The sequence below is a fragment of the Nonomuraea sp. NPDC049709 genome (genome assembly GCF_040674815.1).
Classification (GTDB): domain Bacteria; phylum Actinomycetota; class Actinomycetes; order Streptosporangiales; family Streptosporangiaceae; genus Nonomuraea.
In genome coordinates, this window is the sequence record NZ_JBFANM010000085.1 from 1 (window position 1) to 17,959 (window position 17,959).

General features: G+C 63.1%; 14 protein-coding genes. 10 read left to right on the forward strand and 4 right to left on the reverse strand.

Annotated elements, in window-relative coordinates:
- Positions 1–291: 291 nt before the first annotated feature.
- On the reverse strand, positions 292–447 hold the full coding sequence (locus AB0J69_RS50835) for a hypothetical protein (RefSeq protein ID WP_364133717.1): 156 nt from the start codon (positions 445–447) through the stop codon (positions 292–294).
- 1,277 nt (positions 448–1,724) lie between these two features.
- Between AB0J69_RS50835 and AB0J69_RS50840 the strand changes: the two genes are divergently transcribed.
- From AB0J69_RS50840 to AB0J69_RS50860, 5 genes are all read left to right on the forward strand, one after another.
- Positions 1,725–1,889 (forward strand): hypothetical protein, encoded by a 165-nt coding sequence (locus tag AB0J69_RS50840; RefSeq protein WP_364133720.1) that lies wholly within the window; start codon positions 1,725–1,727, stop codon positions 1,887–1,889.
- Positions 1,886–3,319: an N-6 DNA methylase gene (locus AB0J69_RS50845; protein WP_364133723.1), complete on the forward strand. Its 1,434-nt coding sequence runs from the start codon at positions 1,886–1,888 to the stop codon at positions 3,317–3,319. The genes AB0J69_RS50840 and AB0J69_RS50845 overlap by 4 nt, the downstream gene beginning before the upstream one ends.
- Before the next feature lie 27 nt (positions 3,320–3,346).
- Positions 3,347–4,105 carry a hypothetical protein gene (locus AB0J69_RS50850; protein WP_364133726.1) on the forward strand — a complete coding sequence of 253 codons (759 nt, stop codon included), beginning with the start codon at positions 3,347–3,349 and terminating at the stop codon, positions 4,103–4,105.
- Between the two features lie 723 nt (positions 4,106–4,828).
- Positions 4,829–6,376, forward strand: coding sequence for a CBS domain-containing protein (locus AB0J69_RS50855; RefSeq protein ID WP_364133729.1), 1,548 nt, complete (start codon positions 4,829–4,831; stop codon positions 6,374–6,376).
- Between the two features lie 93 nt (positions 6,377–6,469).
- A complete protein-coding gene (locus tag AB0J69_RS50860) occupies positions 6,470–7,324 on the forward strand; it encodes a hypothetical protein (RefSeq protein ID WP_364133732.1) in 855 nt (284 codons plus the stop codon).
- Here the strand turns inward: AB0J69_RS50860 and AB0J69_RS50865 are convergent.
- Positions 7,251–8,873 (reverse strand): hypothetical protein, encoded by a 1,623-nt coding sequence (locus AB0J69_RS50865; RefSeq protein ID WP_364133735.1) that lies wholly within the window; start codon positions 8,871–8,873, stop codon positions 7,251–7,253. The genes AB0J69_RS50860 and AB0J69_RS50865 overlap by 74 nt on opposite strands.
- A gap of 204 nt (positions 8,874–9,077) precedes the next feature.
- Here AB0J69_RS50865 and AB0J69_RS50870 point away from each other — a divergent pair, with 204 nt between their 5' ends.
- The 5 genes from AB0J69_RS50870 (at position 9,078) to AB0J69_RS50890 (ending at position 16,102) form a co-directional block, all read left to right on the forward strand.
- Positions 9,078–9,383, forward strand: a complete 306-nt coding sequence (locus AB0J69_RS50870) for a hypothetical protein (protein ID WP_364133737.1) — start codon at positions 9,078–9,080, stop codon at positions 9,381–9,383.
- A 640-nt stretch (positions 9,384–10,023) separates the two neighbouring features.
- Positions 10,024–10,197, forward strand: a complete 174-nt coding sequence (locus AB0J69_RS50875; RefSeq protein WP_364133740.1) for a hypothetical protein — start codon at positions 10,024–10,026, stop codon at positions 10,195–10,197.
- Between the two features lie 1,112 nt (positions 10,198–11,309).
- Positions 11,310–14,024: an ATP-dependent RecD-like DNA helicase gene (locus AB0J69_RS50880; RefSeq protein WP_364133743.1), complete on the forward strand. Its 2,715-nt coding sequence runs from the start codon at positions 11,310–11,312 to the stop codon at positions 14,022–14,024.
- Positions 14,025–15,065: 1,041 nt separating this feature from the next.
- A complete protein-coding gene (locus AB0J69_RS50885; RefSeq protein WP_364133745.1) occupies positions 15,066–15,413 on the forward strand; it encodes a hypothetical protein in 348 nt (115 codons plus the stop codon).
- Between the two features lie 164 nt (positions 15,414–15,577).
- Positions 15,578–16,102: a hypothetical protein gene (locus AB0J69_RS50890; protein WP_364133747.1), complete on the forward strand. Its 525-nt coding sequence runs from the start codon at positions 15,578–15,580 to the stop codon at positions 16,100–16,102.
- A gap of 112 nt (positions 16,103–16,214) precedes the next feature.
- Here the strand turns inward: AB0J69_RS50890 and AB0J69_RS50895 are convergent, their stop codons facing one another.
- Positions 16,215–16,556 carry a hypothetical protein gene (locus AB0J69_RS50895; RefSeq protein ID WP_364133750.1) on the reverse strand — a complete coding sequence of 114 codons (342 nt, stop codon included), beginning with the start codon at positions 16,554–16,556 and terminating at the stop codon, positions 16,215–16,217.
- Between the two features lie 316 nt (positions 16,557–16,872).
- Positions 16,873–17,670, reverse strand: coding sequence for a hypothetical protein (locus AB0J69_RS50900; protein ID WP_364133752.1), 798 nt, complete (start codon positions 17,668–17,670; stop codon positions 16,873–16,875).
- Between the last annotated feature and the right edge of the window lie 289 nt (positions 17,671–17,959).

Sequence of the window (17,959 nt, forward strand, 5' to 3'; positions counted from 1 at the left end):
GGGGGCGCGGGGGTCGCGGGGGGGTGTTTTTGGTTCCCCCGGGCGCCCTGGCGCGCTGTTTTGTTTCCCCCCCGTTTGTTATAACACCGGGGGGGGCGTCGAGCAGATGCTCGACGCCCGTCTACTTCGCGTGGGCCTGGTCCTCCGGCCACGGCAGGTGACTCCCGTGGCGGATCCACGCGACAGCGCCGGCCGCCCGCTCGCTGCGCAGGGACGAGTCGAACCCCTGTAGCTGCTGACGGCAGGCTCAGGGCGGGCGCCCTGAGCCGTGACGCCGGACGTCGCTCGACGCTAGGTGCGAACCTGGATGGAGCAGCCCAGGCCCGAGTAACGGATGACGACAACCAGGACGAACAGCGCGATCAGCACGGCGACCGCGGTCCGAATCGTCTGCTCGTCGATCCACGACCCGCAATGCGGGAGGGGGATTTCAAACACCAAGTCCATGCAGAACCTCCTGTAGCCAGCTCGGGGTTACCTGCCGCCCTGCATGTCGGCTACGCTGAAGGTTCTGACACCCTGCGCTAGCCCCGACGTTTGGCGGCGGTTGGAGCCGCTTATCCCGCCTCTTTGAGAGGCGGGATTTTGCGTCCATAGGAGCAACCATAACGCTTCCGGGAGCGCTCTAGGACGGCCTCGAATACGTCTCGGAGCGCTCTCGCCACACGGCTGTCGTATACGTCCGATGACTAAGTACATGTGCATCTAGCAGGTACTTAGCATTAGTGGATCTTGGTCGGGTGCTAAATGACGGTACGTTGAGTGGCTGCGACAAGACGTCGGAGTTGAGCTATTCAGACAATTAATGTGTGGCCCTTATTTGAGCATCACGCAGGTAGACATGGTGGGCAATCGTAAGTGGATTACTCCGGGGGATGCCGAGCGTGGTGCAACGCGTCGCTGGGTGGTCGCGGTAGCGCCACCAACCGCCGTCTGTCCGATCGCATGTTCGTGTTGCTGGGGCTCCAGTGGGGCGGGATGAGCCCCTCCCATGAGTGCCGCCCCGAGGGGTAAGAGAAAGCTATCCGAGAGGTGAGTGAGCCAGGTCAGATAGAGGATGATCGGCTGCCCGGCCGACCCGCGGCAGTCGGGCGCACTGTGGACCGGCAGTCCGGCGCGGGCCAAGAGCTGCGGCGGCCAGGGCTGGGTCCGAGCATTGCCTGTGCTCGTCGTCGGTCCCGTCATCTTCTCCCGGCGCTGTGATTGTCCGCTGGCTGGTGGCGCAGCGAGAAGCCCCGGTGATTGGCGCGTTGATGGCGGGCGTCAACACAAAACCGCTCCTAGCCATTCGCCCGCTCCCAAGCAGGACGCCACTCACGCTTAGTGATCACGGGTGCGGCAGGCGATCAGGTGGTGTGCACCAGCGCGGGCAACGGCACTTCGGTGGCGAGGAGCGGCAGAGTCCCGTCTCGTCCATCCTCTACTCCTGACGCAAGTCTTCACGAGCCGACTGGTTCACGAAACAACCCGACGGCTCGGCCGCAGGTGGCTCTTCTGCACGCCGCCACCGTTCCTCGCGCCTGGGGGATCGTGATCGAGATGGACGATATCCCTGGCCGTCCACGCACCTGTGGCACCTTGAGCCTGCGTAACGTGGCTTCCCGAATCGTGCGTCGATTTCCCAAACGGCGTGCTGTTGCACGCTCCACCGCTGCGTCTCTAGCTTCATAGCCCTCGGCATCGTTCGAAGGAGACGGGTTCGGGTGGGCGACAAATTCTGGGTTGTGATCGTGATCGGACTGTTCTCGATCATCGTGGCGCTGGCCGCCGGTATCCTGCGGAGCATCGGGGGTGACCGAGTTCCCGCAGCGATCCAGGGCGGAGCCGTAGCATTCGCCGCCACGATGACGCTGGGGCTGGTCGTGGCGAACGCGCTGGGGGTCGTGTGAGCGGCACGCGTGCCGCTGTGGCCGAGGGTCACAGGCTGGCCAAGGTGTGGGACGCGGTCGATGGGCTGGCCGGGCTCGTCTCCCCGTTGATCGCGTACCATCTGGCACTGCGTGTGTTCTTCCTGCACGGCTTGAGGAAGCTGCAGGAGGCAGACTCGGCTCAGTCCTGGCCGACGTGGGAGAGTCTGGTCGCCCGTACAGGCGGCCACGGTGCGGGACGGCCGCTGGCTCAACTGCTGTCGAAGGTACAGCTCCCGGAAGCGCACCCGCAGGGACGTTCCCGCTCGACGGAAGACCTCATCTCACTCAGCCCGTCCCCCGCGGCAGACCGGCAGTTGGAGGCGCTCGTTTTGGCGCTGGATCCGGTGGACGAGTCTCATGACCTGTTCGAGGACTGTTTGGAGCGGTTCTCCACCCGGCATGGGGTACGCGGCGAGTACTACACAGCCCGTGCGATCACGGAACTCATGGCAAGCATGCTCGCGCCGCTGGAAACGGATCGGATCCTCGATCCGGTGTGCGGATCGGGGGGATTCCTCGTCGCAGCGGCACAGCATGGAGCGGCAGGGTCTAGCGCAGGACACCCTCCTGCGCTGCATGGCCTGGACGTCAACAGCGAAGCCCGCCACATTGCCACGATGCGCTTGGTCCTACACGGCCTCGATGCGGACATCGGCCTCGGCCCCGTGGACACCTTGCACAACGGCCTCACGCCCTCCTCGTTCGACGTAGTGCTCGCCAATCCGCCGTTCAACATGTCCAACTGGGACTACAACGACAAGCTCCGCAACCATGCGTGGGCTTATGGTCCTCCGCCCAAGGGGAATGCCAACTTCGCCTGGCTGCAGCGCATCCTGGAGACACTCAACGCCACGGGACGAGCAGGCGTGTTGCTCGCCGCCGGCGCGGCGACCGGCTCACGTGTCGGTGAACGGCTCATTCGTCAGCGGTTGCTGGAGGACGACGTGGTGGCCGCGATCGTGGCGCTGCCCGGCAAGATCTTCCGACACACCAATACATCTGCGTGTATCTGGCTGCTGAGCAAGGACAAGAGCGCGAACCTACGTTGGGGACGTCATCCTCGCCAGGACCAGGTCTTGTTCATCGATGCCGGCCGTACCGCCGAACGCGTCGCTGGCAGGCAGCACGTGCTGTCCCGGGCCGGAGCGGACCGGATACTTCGTACGGTGTCGGCGTGGCGTGGGATCGGTGCCGAGGCGTATGAGGACCAGGAAGGTTGGTGTCGTTCCGTCACGCTGGAGGAGATAGCCGCCCGAAACCACGATCTACTGCCGACTCGCTACGTCAAACCCACCGCGCCCACGTCCCGGTCCACGGAGATCGAGGCACTGACGCATGAGTTGTACGGGCATTTCGACGAGGCCACCCAGCTCGAACGGCGGCTACGCGAACTCCTGGAGAAGGGCTGAGCGGACGCTGACATGGATAGAAGGGTTGTGGACGAGCGGGGATGCGCCTGGTATCGACTCGGCACTCTGCCGGGTGTCGCATCGATCACTTACGGCGTCGACCGTGCCGGAACGAACCTGCAGGGCGGAGTTCCGCTGCTGCAGGCAGGGCACATCAACGACGGGCGCATCCGCGTTCACCAGCCTGCCTCCATCAGCCAGGAGGAACACGCGGCGTGCACCCGGTCATGGCTCCACGCCGGGGACGTTGTGATCGTCCTGGTCGGCCGGGTCGGCGATGCCGCCGTCGTCACACCGGGAGAACACGACTGGAACGCAGCTCGCTCCGTTGGCGTCGTCACCTGCACCGAAGAGGGGCGCCGCGACAGCATCGGCTCTTGGGTGTCCTTCTGGTTGAGAAGTCCTGCCGCACGGGCCTGGTGCCTCGAACATTCCGCGGGTACGGCCCGGGCTTCGCTCAGCGTGACAGCGCTCAGAGATCTCCCCGTACCCATGCCGCCGGCGGTTGATCGCGTCCGCATTCAGAGCCTGTTGGATGTCGTCGACGAGAAGAAGGCCGTCAACGAGCGGATCGCGGAGTGCGCGGTGAAGCTGGCCGACGCCTACTTCGCCGACATACCCGCTATGGATCTCCCTCTGGACCGTACGCCCCTTGCCGATGTGGCGAAAGTGAGCAGCGGCTTGGCGCGCCCGACACAAGATGGCCAGTCACCAGGGGTGGGCTGGGTCACATCGGCCGAGGTCCTGCAGAGCGCCTTCCCCACCTGGACCAGGTCGCCCGTGTGATCTCTGCGTCATCGGAGTACATCGTTCAACCGGGGTCCCTGCTGGTCGCCTCGACACCCAGCGGGGTACAGATTGTCGAGACCCTTGTCCCGGTGATTCCCAGCCGCGGCATGCTCGCGGTCAGTCCGTTCTACGAGTCTGATCGCATGTGGCTCCTGCACGATCTGCGGGCCAGAGCTGCTGAGCTTGTGCTGACAGCGCAAGGGAGGCAGGCGCGTGAGCTCAGCAGGAGGATCTTTGAGCAGCAAACTGTCCGATGGCCTGATCGAGCGGTGCGTGAGGCGTTCGGGCGCGTTGCCGGACCGCTTCATGAGCGGGCGAAGCTGGCGACCGCGGAGAATCGCACCTTGGACGCTCTCGCTAAAGCGGCATGGCGTGAGATGACTCCACCAAGCGACTGGCCACCAGGCGACTCGTAGATTCCGTCCCCGAAGAAGAGGACAATTGAGCGATTCAGAATCGCTCATAGTAGGTACCGAGAAGCGGCTTCGACAAGCGTGGCGATGAGAGCTCCGATTCGATGCTAACTTCGATGGCAATGGGCTTCCAGAGCGCTACTGCGGATACTGCCGGGCTCGACCTATGTTTCCCGTATCAACCCCCAAGCGTCTGCTCGTCCGTTGAGCGGCTGAAGCTAACAATTCAGGACAATCTGCCTTGCCCCTTGTTTCATCGTCATACGTCTGGCAGGTTCCACATGTTCAGGTCGAGAAAGGACGATGTATGTACGAAGACGTCCGGCCGCTTGCTGAGCCACGAGCGTGGATGATCCGCGGTGGCCGAGAAGGGCAACGCGAAGCGCGGGCGCTGCAAGAGGGGCTGGCTATCGTGGGTTGGCATGAGGCCGGAGACCTCAGCCGCCACCCGAATCGAGAACAGCTGGCCGAGGCTCTACGCCTGGCATTCCCCACGGCGGCTCCGAATGTTATCTCCAACTGGACTGGACAGCTCTGGCGGTTCACCACCGAGATCCGTGCCGGAGACCTGGTGGTCATGCCCCTGAAATCGCCCGCCGGCCACATCGCCATCGGCAAAGTCACTGGCCCCTATGAGTACCGAGCGCACGAGCCGGAAGACTTCCAGCAAGTGCGCACGGTCGACTGGCTCCGCTGGGACGTGCCGTTAACAGCCATCCGACCTGACCTGCGCGCCAGTCTGAGCTCGTTGCTCACCGTCTGCGGCCTGACGCGCAACAACGCCGCCGGCCGGATCGCCGACATCGCCGACACCGGCGTCGATCCCGGCTTGGCAGGCGAGGAAGAAGTCACCAGCGCAGACGAACTCCTCGAAGACGCGGCCTCTCGCGACCCGGCCAGTCCACGCCAGATGACCATCCGCAGTCTGCTGGAGCACTGGGGGCAACGGCGACGTACCGGCCCCGTCATCGCCACCATCAAAGCCGATCTGGCCAACAAAGGGCTGACCACCCGCCCGCCCTTCACCGAAGGCTCGGTCAGCGACGAGATCGCCCTCATCCCCCTCGGCGCTGAACCGGCCTCCGGCGCCACCACCGTCGACGACACCACCAACACCGAGGACGTCTCAGAACCCGAGCATATGAGCCTGCGCCTGGGCAGCCTACCCACGCCGCTAGTCTCCGTGCCCAGCACGGCCACCCTGACCTACGCCAAAACTCTGATGGTGCAACGCCGGTTCTCCCAGATCGCTGTGATCGACACCGACGGCACCTACCACGGAGCGATCAGCTGGGAGTCCATCGGCCGCGCTCACATCGCCGCGAACCAGCCTTCCCTGCAAGCCGCGATCGCGTCGGCCCGGGTCGTGGACCATGACGCGCTTCTACTCGATCAAATCGAGGCCATCTACGCCGACGGCTTCATCTTCGTGCGCGACGCCGATCGCCTGCACGTTACCGGTATCCTCACCGCCGCCGACCTCACCGGTCAGTTCGGGAGCCTCGCCCGTCCCTTCGTCCTCATCGAAGAAGCCGAGAACAGGCTCCGGCGGGTCACCGACGAGGTCTTCACCGTGGACGACCTCAGGGACGCCGTACAACCACACCGCAAATCAAAGGTGCACCGAGCCGCCGATCTCACCTTCGGTGACTACATTTTCCTTCTCAAGAACCCACAACGTTGGTCTCTGCTGCAGTGGCAGCTCGATCACCAACTCTTCCTTGCGCACCTGGACGAAGTCCGAGAGATCCGCAACGACCTGATGCACTTCACCCCGGATCCGCTCTCTCATGATCAGTACGGGACCATCGAAGGACTACTCAGCCTGCTACGCACGGTTGATCCCAGACCATGAACAGGCAGGCGCGGAGGATTGCAACTCAGCGCCTCTCCGGCGATTGTCACGTGAAGTATCCACACGGTCACACACGCTGGGTTAATGTCAGTCATGGAGATTGGGGAAGAGTGGGCTTATCGCGAGCGGCCGAGGGCGCTGGCCGATCCCGTGCACCGCGTCACGATCGTGAAGATTCGGGATAGCGACGACTCGATCAGGATCCGCCGGCTGGACGGCGACGACGCCGGGCTACAGGAATGGGTCTCCTACACCTCTCTGCTCGACCGCTGGACCGACATCGAACCCCGCCTCAACGACGAGCGGCGCCTTTTGGCCGTCAGAGAAGTATCGTCTGCTGCCGGCGACACGGTGGAGTACGAAGCCGCGTTGCTCGTCGTGAAGGAGTGCGGGCTTGGCCGACGGGTGATCCTTGGACGAAGCAAGGCCGAGACGGGGGTCCTGCGGATCGACAAGCCTGCGGGGGTAGCTGATCGTCTGGGACTCACCGTCGAAGAACTAGCCGACGACCCTCTCGCCTTCCATGATCGTCATGGGACGCTGATCAGCCCTTGGCGAGCAGCACGGCGGCTGATGCCGACGATCGCTACGACATTCTCCGAAGGGATCATAGAAGCGATCCACCGGGAAGAAGCAGAACTGCGTTCGGAGAACCTCTACGGCTATCCTTACCGGCCGTCCTGGGAGGACGCCCGCGAGGAACGCAAAGTACGGCTGCGCGAGCGCGAACCTGTGCACGCCTTGGTACGGCAGTGGTGCGGACAGGAAGCCGTTGAGCGGTTCGATGAGCTGATCGCCTTGCGCAACGAAGTTGTACGGCTTGGCAAGCTCCTGGACAGGGCGGTCGAGGCACTACGCAAGCGCGGAGCCGCGGCTACCGCCGCCACCATTGAAAGCGACCTGGGCGTCCCCATCGCCATGCTGATGGATAGAAATCGTCGTACCTGACGCCGGCGGGTTCTTCCGGTCGTGATTCTCGTTCGCCTCGACTTTCCTCCCGTAGGTGCCGGTGCAGGGCCTCCGGCGTCGGTTCGACCTCGAAGTTCGCCTCGGTCAGCACGCTCGGCGTGTGCAGGGGATCCATGTGATCTGCCTGTGCTCGCGCCCACGTCACCCACTGCGTAAGCGTTGCCTCCTGTGCAGGCAGAGTGACCGCGAGTGCTTCCAGCCCCCGGCAGAATTCGCGGATCTCCGCGGCGTAGGCCCATCCCTCCAGCGCCTGGCCGAAAACTCGCCGCCTGTGCTCCTCCCTTGCCTGGTCGGCGGCCTGCGCACGTTCCTTATCGCGCGCTGCTTGCCGCTCCGCCTCCCGCCGCCGCTGTTCCTCCTCCTGACGTCGCCACTTCTCAGCGCGTTCCCGCTCAGCCTTCTCCCGCTCCAGGCGCGCCTGCTGGTCAGCCTCAGCGCGCCGCTCAATCTCCTTGACGGCCGCTCGTATCTTGTCCTCCACGCGTGAACGCTTGTCGTCCGCCCAGCACTGCAGACCGCGCCCTTCCCCCAGCTCGAGCCTGAGCCGGCCCGAAGGGACCTCGTCGTACTCGGGCGTGACCCGTTGCCAGGTGTAGAGCTTTCGGCTCCGGAGTTCCTCTTCGGTGTACACGTGAGGAACGCGGTCGAGTTCCTCCTTGATGTGCAGCGCATACTGGTGCCCACGCGCGTGCGCGTGGAGACCGCGTGGCTTGCCTCGCCGGGATATGCCGAGGCAATGGCCCCGTTTCAACAGGTCCTCTGCTAAAGCGCATACCACTTCCAGCGCGCGACCGATCGTCGCGTCGGTGACGTCGATGGAATGGCGGTCTTCTCGAAGCCAGTACGCAAGCTCGTGAGGGTCGGTGATCAGATCGCGGGCGCTCAGTCGGATGCGGTTCCAGTCCGTCTCGTTGGGATGGGCGGCGTCCTCCAGCCGAAGGATGAGATCCCCGCGGTCGCGACCGGTATGTAGGAGACGGAAGCCTTCAGGGATCAATCCTTGGCGCTTAGCCGCGTCCAAGGCCCGTCGATGAAGCGCCCTGGTGGCCTCGTCCGGGTCACGGACATGCAGCGTCCCCCCTTCGTCCTGCAAGCGCTTGATCAGTTCAGCCGCCAAAACGTGAGGTGATGGCGGCCTCGGGTCGGCAGGTCGTCTTCCGCCCTTGGAACTCATGGTGGTAGACGTCAGAGCCGCAGCGCCCTGGTAGTAGCCATGCTCGAGGTAGAAGCGGCCTGCCTCGGTTACCTCGGCGATCCAGATGCCGTTTGTCCGCGGGGTCGAGACCAAGCCCCTGTCCCGGAGCGCGTAAACCGTACAAGCCAGGTCACTGTCCTTGGCGGTGACCGACTCACTCTCCGCGATGCGGCGCAGCGTGGCCATCTGGCGCTCGTTCAGCTTGGCCCATCGACGCATATCACTATATGACACCGGGCGGCCACCATAAGCAACCGGATTGTGCGACAACGGGGTTACCACCAGGGTGACGCACATGGCCACGGTCAGCGGGGATGAGGTGGGCATGCTCATCGAGCTAAGCACTAGATCAGCGACGACTGGCCGTCATCGCGAAAAGATATCTTCCTCGCACCCGGCCTCCCTAAACCAGACATGGCGCAACGATGGTGTCCGGCGCTGCCGCACAGACCGAGTATCGGCTGTGAACAGAGGTGCCACGTAGAGGCGACCGCCGAGGCGCGAGCGCGACTCGTAAGCGCACGGTACGGTCACGCCATGGATGAGAACGCACACCTGACCGTCCTGGCGACAGCCAGGACCATTACCGGCATGATTCGGGCGTTGGAGTTGCACGCCGATGCTGTTCCCCACAAATCCCACATGCTGCGCATCAACGCGGACGAGCTCCGCGGCGAACGCGACGCTCTCCTCGAAGCGTTCGGAATCCCACTGGAGGAGGCGGCAGATAGCGATGGCTACGGCAGTTCGCATGAGTGGGCAGGCGCGTTCAGCCGGTTGAAAGACGACGCCGTCGTTTGGCGCCAGAACCCGTCCCAGGATCCCTGGTCGCCGCGTCGATAGCTCAGACCTCGCAACGCACCGGCCGCGCACCTTCTACAGGCCTCCGGCAGATAGCTCGCAGCAGCTTGGGAGGCCATCAACCTCGGTCAGGCATGCGCGATGCGACGCCAAACCCCGGGGTGAGCCCAACAACCGAGTTTCGGGCGTCCACAGAGTCCTATTTCGGTTCCGGCCAGCCCCATTCAGCGCCGCTGGCCAGCCAGCGTTCCTGCCAGTACCTGCCGGGCTGATCTTCAAGTTAGTCCAGCAACTTAGATAGCCCGCGCTCACGGGTCCGGAGGTTGGTTTGCTGTCCCCGTGAACGGCAGCGCCAGCGTCTATTGCAGCACCGCCTCGCGGGGAAGCACAGGCCCGCCAGGCAGAATCGGGCGTGCGCAAGGCGCGCATGCTCGGCCGCCGCGCCCGCGCACCAGCTACACAATGTAGACGTCAGCAGGCGCATGAGCCCGAATCCGCCACATGGGTTCGGGCTTTCTCGTACGATAGACCCCCGTACCACCAAGAGCGTCGTTTGGGAGAAGGAGAGGCGCCCCCAGACAGACACACGCCGGATGCAGCTATTTGCGACCAGGGCGAACACGCCGCTTGGTCCCTGCCCTGGCCGTATTGTGTCCGCTCACAGATTGGTGGAACTGACTCCATGTCACCCGAACGTGTGATCCTGATTGTTCTCGCGGCCATCGCCGCCATCGCCATTGCCGCCGCCCTCATGCTCGCGGACGGTAAGACGTGGCCCTCCGCCATCCTCGGTGGGCTCGCCGCGGGAGGGGCTACCTTGTGGGGGCTGTTGAGCTGGTTCAGCAGCAACCCGTGACGAGCAAGAGGCCCGACCCCTTAGCCGAGGATCGGGCCTCGCCCACGTTCGTGCGGCCTACCAGCCTGTAGGGCGCCAGAACTCGCGCGTGTGGTTTGAACTGAGGCTCTCCACTCGGACTACGCAGCTCGGCGGTACTCGTTGATGGCCCCACCAAGTATCTCGTGGCCCTCACGCCAATGCAGGTAGGTCCACGCCCGACGCAGCAGACAACGATGCCACGCCAGCAGCGTTGCCGGAGTGACCAGCCGATGAGCGCGCAGCCCTGCCGGCAGCCATCGAGCCAACGCCTCGGGCCTCATCCCCCCGAGTAGTTGCACCGCGTGCACGTCCGCCCCGGCCGGTCACCCCACAGCCCGGGTCGTCAGGCTGCGCTCGCCGAACGCCGTGGACGCGCCCACGTTCCCGCACTTCACGTTCCGCACTTCACGCACGTCACTCATCGCCGTAGAACGGCGGGAGAACAGCACGAGCGGCCCATTCCGGCTTCGGCCGTCAGATCGCTGGATCTGTCAGCAGCCGTGATCGTGACCGCGTAAGCCAGCCAAGGATCACCTCGACATCGACGCGCCGCATCCCTGTATGCCTATCCCGTTCGGCTTGTCTCAGCATGGCCCCCCTCGGCTCCAGCACAGTGCAGACCCGATCCTTGGTGGCAAGGAGATCCGGTCTGATCCTCCTGAGGTTTGGGCTGCCAGGGATTCCGCCCCTGAGCCATGCGCAACCACCACACGCGGATCGCATCAAGGTCGACGTTCGTGCCGCGCTCCCGGCGACGCCGCCGAACTGCTCCTTGTGTCCGAGCGTTAGGTAGCGACGTCGTGAGGGCCTCGCCCTGAGCCGCCTCGGACTAATCGATCACTCTGCTGACCTCGTCGCCGTCAACGCCACCTATCTGCGTAACGGTGACATGCCCGCCCGCCTGGCCGCCATCAGCTGAGACCGTCCCATCAGACGTTGTCCGGCATCTCCGAGGGTCTCACCCCATACAACAGCAAGCCAATATCAATGCGCTCATTTGCTCTCCAACCACTAAAATCGGTGCGGCTGCAGTGACGTCTGATCTTCGCGTGAACAGCGGATGTCTTGGGTCGAGAGGAGGGGAGTGCGAGATGGCAACGGTCGGCGAGCAGATCCGGAGTGTGGACCAGGCGATCTGTCGAAACATCGCCTCACTCATGGACCAGCGTGCTCTCCTCTCGCAGAACGTACTCGCTCAACTCCGCAACCTGGTCGAAGGCGTAGCAGTCCGTCTTCACGTTGGGAGGGATGACGCCGAGTTCACCTACACAGCAGTTGAGCCAGGGCTGAACTTCGTCAAGGCCAATGGCAAACTGAACTTCCTCGGCAAGTTCCACAAGCTGATTCAGGCGAGTGCCTCCCACTACACCCTGGATGGCGATGCGTCTGAACGCTTGATGCTCAAGTACTACGAGTATCTCCATCGCATCCGCAGCCTGCTCCGGGACAGGTGTGGGATTGCCGTGCTGACGAATCTCGAAGCCTTCCCGGTCGATCTCGATCCGTCACTGCGGGAATACCACCAGAAGATCGCCGCGAGAATCGAGGCGGTCCGCTCGGCTCCGCCCGACAACAGTACGCGGGCCCGGTACTACATCCACAAGACGCGCCCGTTCTTCGTCAGCGGGCACATCTACTACGAGGTCACCTTCTTCCCTGCCGTCAACAAGGTCAGCAAGTTCGACCGCATCATCGCCTTCACCGACATCGACTTGACTGACAAGTACGCGGCCAGGCTGACGCTCCAGCGAGACTCGATCGACGTGCTCGACCAAGGCATGCCGATCATCATCATCCGCGAGTGGGAAGTCTCCATCCGTCCCTGCGAGTTCGATAACTTCGCACGTCTCCTGGGCATGACCAGCAAGGTTCGGACCGACTCTGCAGAGTACGGCTATCTGATGAGAGGCCTGACGGCGGGCTCGGGCAGCCTCCTTGACCTCATCGACATGCCCGACAACAAGTACGAGGCGACGAAGGCCGCCGGCACCTCTCGCGTAACGAGGCCTCAGATCTTTCCTGTTCTCGATGAGGCTCGCCGCATCGTGCGGTCAGCCGCGCCAGGCCACAACGTCATCCGCTACCTTCTGCTGCGGATGTACAACCAGATCCTCAAGGCCCAGCACGACTGGGGTGTATGCGCTCCCCTCTCCGGGCTCAACCTGAAGTACGGCTGCATCCCGTTCGACACGATGCCGTTCTGTACCTCCCTGCCGGGGCACAACCCGCGGTACTGGGACCTTGTCGAGAGCCTCGCAGTGGCCGGACGCAACCATGAGTTGCTGGCTCGCCGGGTGAAGAACAACATCGAACGCCACGGGGTTCTCTATACGCCTGTGGCCGATCTTGAGGAACTCGGAGACGTGAACGGCCTGATCGCCACCTACAACAGCAAGCTCTACTTCCGGCATACGGAGCGTCGGCTGGTGCTGGACAAGGGGCACGTCTTCATCCGGGGGTACGAGGACGATACCGTCGCCATCGTCGAGAAGCTCCGAGGCTACGCGTCGTCGGGGATCGCCGGGCATACCGAGGCTGTCGAGCGCTGGCTCGACGAGATGCCTCATGGCATTGACGACGAGGTGAAGCAGGATGCGCTCAAGCTGCTGTTCAGCCAGTCACGTGTGGCGCTGATCTACGGCGCGGCCGGTACGGGCAAGTCGACGATGGTCAACCACATCGCACACTACTTCAACGACAGGGCGAAGCTCTTCCTCGCCCACACCAACCCGGCGGTCGACAACCTCAAGCGCAGAGTCACCGCGCAGAACGTGACCTTCCGGACGATCAGCAGCCAGATCCACCGGCGCGCCTCCGACATGGAGTACGACATCCTGGTCATCGACGAGTGCAGTACCGTCAGCAACGATGACCTGCTCAAGGTGCTGGAGAAGACGTCTTTCAAACTGCTCGTGCTGGTCGGCGACGTGTACCAGATCGAGTCGATCCAGTTCGGAAACTGGTTCGGCATCATCCGTTCGTTCATTCCGAGTACGTCGGTGTTCGAGCTGACGACGCCTTTCAGGACCAAGAGCGAGGCACTCCTGGGATTCTGGGACAAGGTTCGGAACATTGACGACGACATCGCCGAGATCATCGCCCGAAACGGTTACTCGACCGTGCTCGACAAGTCACTGTTCGCGGCGCAACGCGATGACGAGATCATCCTGTGCTTGAACTACGACGGTCTCTACGGAATCAACAACATCAACCGATTCCTCCAGAGCAGCAACCCAAGTCCCGCGGCTACATGGGGCGCCTCCACCTACAAGGTTGGGGACCCGGTGCTGTTTAACGAGACTGAACGGTTCCGGCCCGTGATCTACAACAACTTGAAGGGCCGGATCGTCCGCATCGAGCACGCACCCGGTCAGATCCAGTTCGATGTCAAGCTCGACCGACCGCTCAGCGAGTTCGACGTCGACGATGACGATCTCGAATGGGTGGAAGACTCGACAGTGCGCTTCTCCGTCTACGGGGTTGACACCAGCGACGAAGACGACGACTCGCCGAACACCTCCGTACCGTTCCAGGTAGCTTACGCTGTCTCGATCCATAAGGCGCAAGGCCTTGAGTACGACTCCGTCAAGATCGTCATCACCGACGCCAACGAAGACGACATCACGCACAGCATCTTCTACACGGCCATTACCCGGTCCCGCGAAAACCTCAGGATCTTCTGGACACCAGAGACCCAACAGGCCGTACTCAAGAGCCTTCAGCGAGGAAGCAGCCCGAAGGACATCGCTCTCCTGTCCAGCAGGCGTGGCCTGACGCCGGCCGCCGGGTCTCGACGCGTGTCCTGACCGCTCGGTACGGCACCACTGGTGGCGAAGAACAAATACGGCCATAGCGAACGGTATCGAACAGTCAAGGGCTCACCCTAAGCCATGGCGGGCGGCAATGGACCCCGCATTCACATGCTCGTCACATGCTCTTCGGCCAACGGCACCGGCGAACACCGGATGGCATTCTTGGACATTTCAAGCAACGGCTTTTACGGACAGAGTGATACTTTGGAATACGCTAGAATAGGGGCAGACACAATAGCTGTCGTCTTTTAATCCGTAGGTTCCGGGTTCGAGCCCCGGGCGCCCTACCTCGATGACCTGGGCGGACTCCTCGATCCTCATGATCAGATGGTCCGTCTGGTTGCGGTTTCAGTCGCAGTTGTCCCCAGAGTGCGCGGCCCATGCGGGCTGCTGCTTCGGTCGAGAGAGTCGCCGTGATGTGGGTGCAGCGCTTCGTCGTGGTCAGTCTCGGCCTCGCCCCACGGATTCTCACCAGCGTCCCACTCCCGCCCACACCCATCCCGCCACGGGATGAAACTCCGGCAAGCAGCCTCCTCAGCGTGGAACAAGTAGTCATCGGCTCGCGCCGGACCGACGACACGTGACGACGTTGACATGCTGACGCTGGCCTGGATCGTGGGAAGACTGGATGGCCACATGGACCGCGACCAATGCTGCTCATCGCAGCCGGACTGACCGCCGAAAGCGCAGCCTCCATCGCAAACCCATGGGAGCCCGCTAGCCGCCACCATCACCGGCGAAACCACCCTGGCGGCGCAGGGCAGCGGCCACCCGATCATCCAAGCCTGCGCCTAACGCTCCTATGCCGTTCGAGGAGCGTCCCCTCAGTGCAGAACATCCACCTTGCCCGGCAGTACCTACCGGCCCAAGGCGACAACGCCACCCGCGCTTGGTTCCCAGCCCGCGATTCCGAAGAGCTCGCCAACCTCCGCGACCCGCCAAAGCCCTCACCCGCCTCGAAGAGGCGAGGGACGCGTACGGCGCAGCGTGTCCGCAGCGCGAACGAGCTTGGACTCGATTCCTGGATCCTGGCGGATGGCCGCTTACCGGCTCTCGACGTACGTGCACCTCGGTGACGAACAACGCCTCATCGACGAAGGCCAAGCCGCCCTCAACGCCCTGGCGCACGAGACCGACCACGAGAAGATCGCCGCCGTCCACGCCGACATCGCCGCAGCCCAGCTCCGCATCGGCAACCTCAACGACGGCATCACCAGCGGACATCTGGCCCTGGAAACCGCCCAACGCACCGAATCCCGCTGGGCCTTGCACCAGCGGAGTAGAGAACTCCCTCATCGGCAAGCGCGACACTTCGGCGCGCGAACTACTGGCCGCCGTCCACTTGGCAAACCGGAGCTTGGACCAGTCGCAACAGAGCCATGAGGCAAGCTCAGACCGCTTGGGCTAGATCGAGAGTGTGCAGGCGGCCCAGACTTTAGACGGTGCCCCAACGGCATATCTTAACCGCATTTGGGAATCGAAGCCAGGAAAGCGATCGGAGCGAGTCGAGATATTGAAACCATACAGAAAGATCAGCGTGATATCTGATGTCACAACAAGACGTCATTAATCTGGCCGCTCTGACTGTGGCCATAATCGCCATCGCAAGCTCATCGTTCCTTACCTGGCTAGCATTGCGGATCAATCAAAACATGAATCACATAACAGCTGTGATGGATCTGCTCAAGACCCATCGCACACCCGAATTCATCCGCATGGAGATAACCCTGTGGAACGACTTATCGCAGCACGATCCAGCCCTGGGCTTCTTCAGGCTTCCGGAGCCCATCCGGAGCCACGCGATTGAAGTCGGCTTTTACTATCAGGTCCTGGGATATGCATGCGAGTATGGATTCATAGATGGAGATTTGATCGCAGTACAGACGCAGTATCGATTGCTGCGAACCTGGAGCTCCGTCCGAGCCCATGTCGCCGGAGAGAGAATAGTTCGCGGCGGCGAAAATACTTTCTTCAACGCTTTTGAAGAGCTCGTCAAAAAGGCGGAGGCATTAGATGTAGACGCAGCGACCCGTAGACTTACGAAACGCGGCATCAAGGGGCGACTGCGTTGACCACCGGCGTGATGACCTCCGCACGCAGCCCTGCAACGCCGAATTGTTCTTGTGGATATCTAATTAGCGGCGGCGCGGCGCGCCGCCATACTCCGATTGCCACGCCGCAGCGTCATGCTTCCGACTCCGCTGACCATGCAGTCCAAGTGAGGGTCTCCCTCCATCCTGGCAACCGGTAGAGCCACATGGCAAAGACCTGCACCAAAACCTGGAGGGTACGGCAGGAAGCACGGAAGTGTGCGTCCGCACAGCCGTTGCGGTACTCGAGCCAGTAGGTCCCGTCGTCCCGAAGGTACGCCTGCATGTAGTACTCGTTATTTTCCGCGTCCAGGCGCTCGACCACGAGGAAACGGTTGGACGCAGTCAAACCGCGCAACAAACCATGCAGGTCGTCGGAGGTCGGGCCTTCGACAGTATCGCCGCGTTCATTGAACGCCCGCGCCTCCGAACTCATAGCGCACAAGGTAACAACGCTTATGCCTCCGGCAGGGGCGCTCCGACTCCGGGATGATCGCCTCGCCAGGTCTTACGTAGGTCCGCAGCAGGTGGTTGAGGTGGAAGCCTGATCATCCCGCCCGCCATCGACCCAGGACAAGCCGAGCAGACCAGGGCCACGAGTACCAGATCGTTCGTTCGACGGGGTGCTCCATCTGGTATCTGTGGCTCTGGCCCGCTTACCCTTCGGGCGGGTCGACGGCGGACGGGAGGATCAGGTCGGCGAGGCATCGGTGTCGCGCGAAAGTGACCAAGTGGCCGGCGTGACGTTCGGGTCAGTCGTCCAGTTCCTCCGACGAAACCGTCTCAGCCGCGGGCGGGGGTTGGATGTCCGCCTCCATCCCCCAGTCCGACAGGCGGAGATCCTCCTCGAAGGCGTGGTAGGGCTGTTCTCCGGCGGACCTGTCGCGGCTGTCGTTCGGTTCGCGCCACGCGCTCCATGCTCTGCGGACGAGCTGGTCACGGCCGATCCACAACCGCCAGGACACCTTCCAGGAGGCGTACTTGCCGGTGGGCTTACTGCGGAAGCCGATGCGCATGCCCGGGTTCGCCTTGTGGAGTTGCGCGAAGGTGATGGTGCCCTCGTAGAGGGTGGTGCGCACATCGTCGTAGACCCCGGCGGGCAGCTTGCGCGCGGTGGTGGCCAACACTGCTCTGAGCGTGGCAGGGTCGCTGAGGCTGACATGGCCGGACCTCAGAACGAGCTGGCACGGCCACTCGTACGTGACCCAACTCTTGCCCGGCGGCAGCGGCCGGTCGGGGTCGGGCTTGGCATGCAACTGGTAGCCGCGCTTTCCGATGCAGATGTTGCGGGTACCGTGACGTCCCACGTTGAAGTCCGTCAGATCCGTGGCCACGACCTTGCCCTTGCCGAACCCCATGATGCCGCGCACCGGCTTGTGGGCAGACCAACTGCCGAACCAGTTCGACCGGGTACGCTCGACGATCCTCACCCCATGGCCCGGTACGAGCTGGCGCTGAATAGCGTCGGCCGGGTTCATCACGGCATCGGCCCGTACGGCCGGCCCTGCAGTCACCGTGGATGTGATCATCAGGAGAACCACCATGGCCATTCGTCGCCTCATAAGTCAGGAATCTTCGCAGGGGCAGATCTCATCATGATCACGCTTTTCGGCGACTGGATCCAACGACCCTGCACAAGGGACACCCCGGTGTCATCCGTAAAATGAATATTGAGGCCTGAGGCCCTTATCCGGGCGCGTGGCACACCGGAATTGCTTAACCGAAGTCAGTGGAATTTCTTTTCTGCGGTGATCGTTTCGCACGAGGATGAGTGTGTGCGGCATTCTCCGTGGCTCGGCCCGCCTCCGCCTGCTTGTTCGCGCTGTGTGGTCATCGGGT

What these genes read in the sequence shown, in the direction of transcription:
- AB0J69_RS50855 (WP_364133729.1), top strand. Translation starts at nt 4,829, where the DNA reads ATGTACGAAGACGTCCGGCCGCTTGCTGAGCCACGAGCGTGGATGATC.
- AB0J69_RS50835 (WP_364133717.1), bottom strand. Translation starts at nt 447, where the DNA reads ATGGACTTGGTGTTTGAAATCCCCCTCCCGCATTGCGGGTCGTGGATC.
- AB0J69_RS50885 (WP_364133745.1), top strand. Translation starts at nt 15,066, where the DNA reads ATGGCCGCTTACCGGCTCTCGACGTACGTGCACCTCGGTGACGAACAA.
- AB0J69_RS50865 (WP_364133735.1), bottom strand. Translation starts at nt 8,873, where the DNA reads ATGAGCATGCCCACCTCATCCCCGCTGACCGTGGCCATGTGCGTCACC.
- AB0J69_RS50870 (WP_364133737.1), top strand. Translation starts at nt 9,078, where the DNA reads ATGGATGAGAACGCACACCTGACCGTCCTGGCGACAGCCAGGACCATT.
- AB0J69_RS50875 (WP_364133740.1), top strand. Translation starts at nt 10,024, where the DNA reads ATGTCACCCGAACGTGTGATCCTGATTGTTCTCGCGGCCATCGCCGCC.
- AB0J69_RS50900 (WP_364133752.1), bottom strand. Translation starts at nt 17,670, where the DNA reads ATGGCCATGGTGGTTCTCCTGATGATCACATCCACGGTGACTGCAGGG.
- AB0J69_RS50860 (WP_364133732.1), top strand. Translation starts at nt 6,470, where the DNA reads ATGGAGATTGGGGAAGAGTGGGCTTATCGCGAGCGGCCGAGGGCGCTG.
- AB0J69_RS50880 (WP_364133743.1), top strand. Translation starts at nt 11,310, where the DNA reads ATGGCAACGGTCGGCGAGCAGATCCGGAGTGTGGACCAGGCGATCTGT.
- AB0J69_RS50890 (WP_364133747.1), top strand. Translation starts at nt 15,578, where the DNA reads ATGTCACAACAAGACGTCATTAATCTGGCCGCTCTGACTGTGGCCATA.
- AB0J69_RS50895 (WP_364133750.1), bottom strand. Translation starts at nt 16,556, where the DNA reads ATGAGTTCGGAGGCGCGGGCGTTCAATGAACGCGGCGATACTGTCGAA.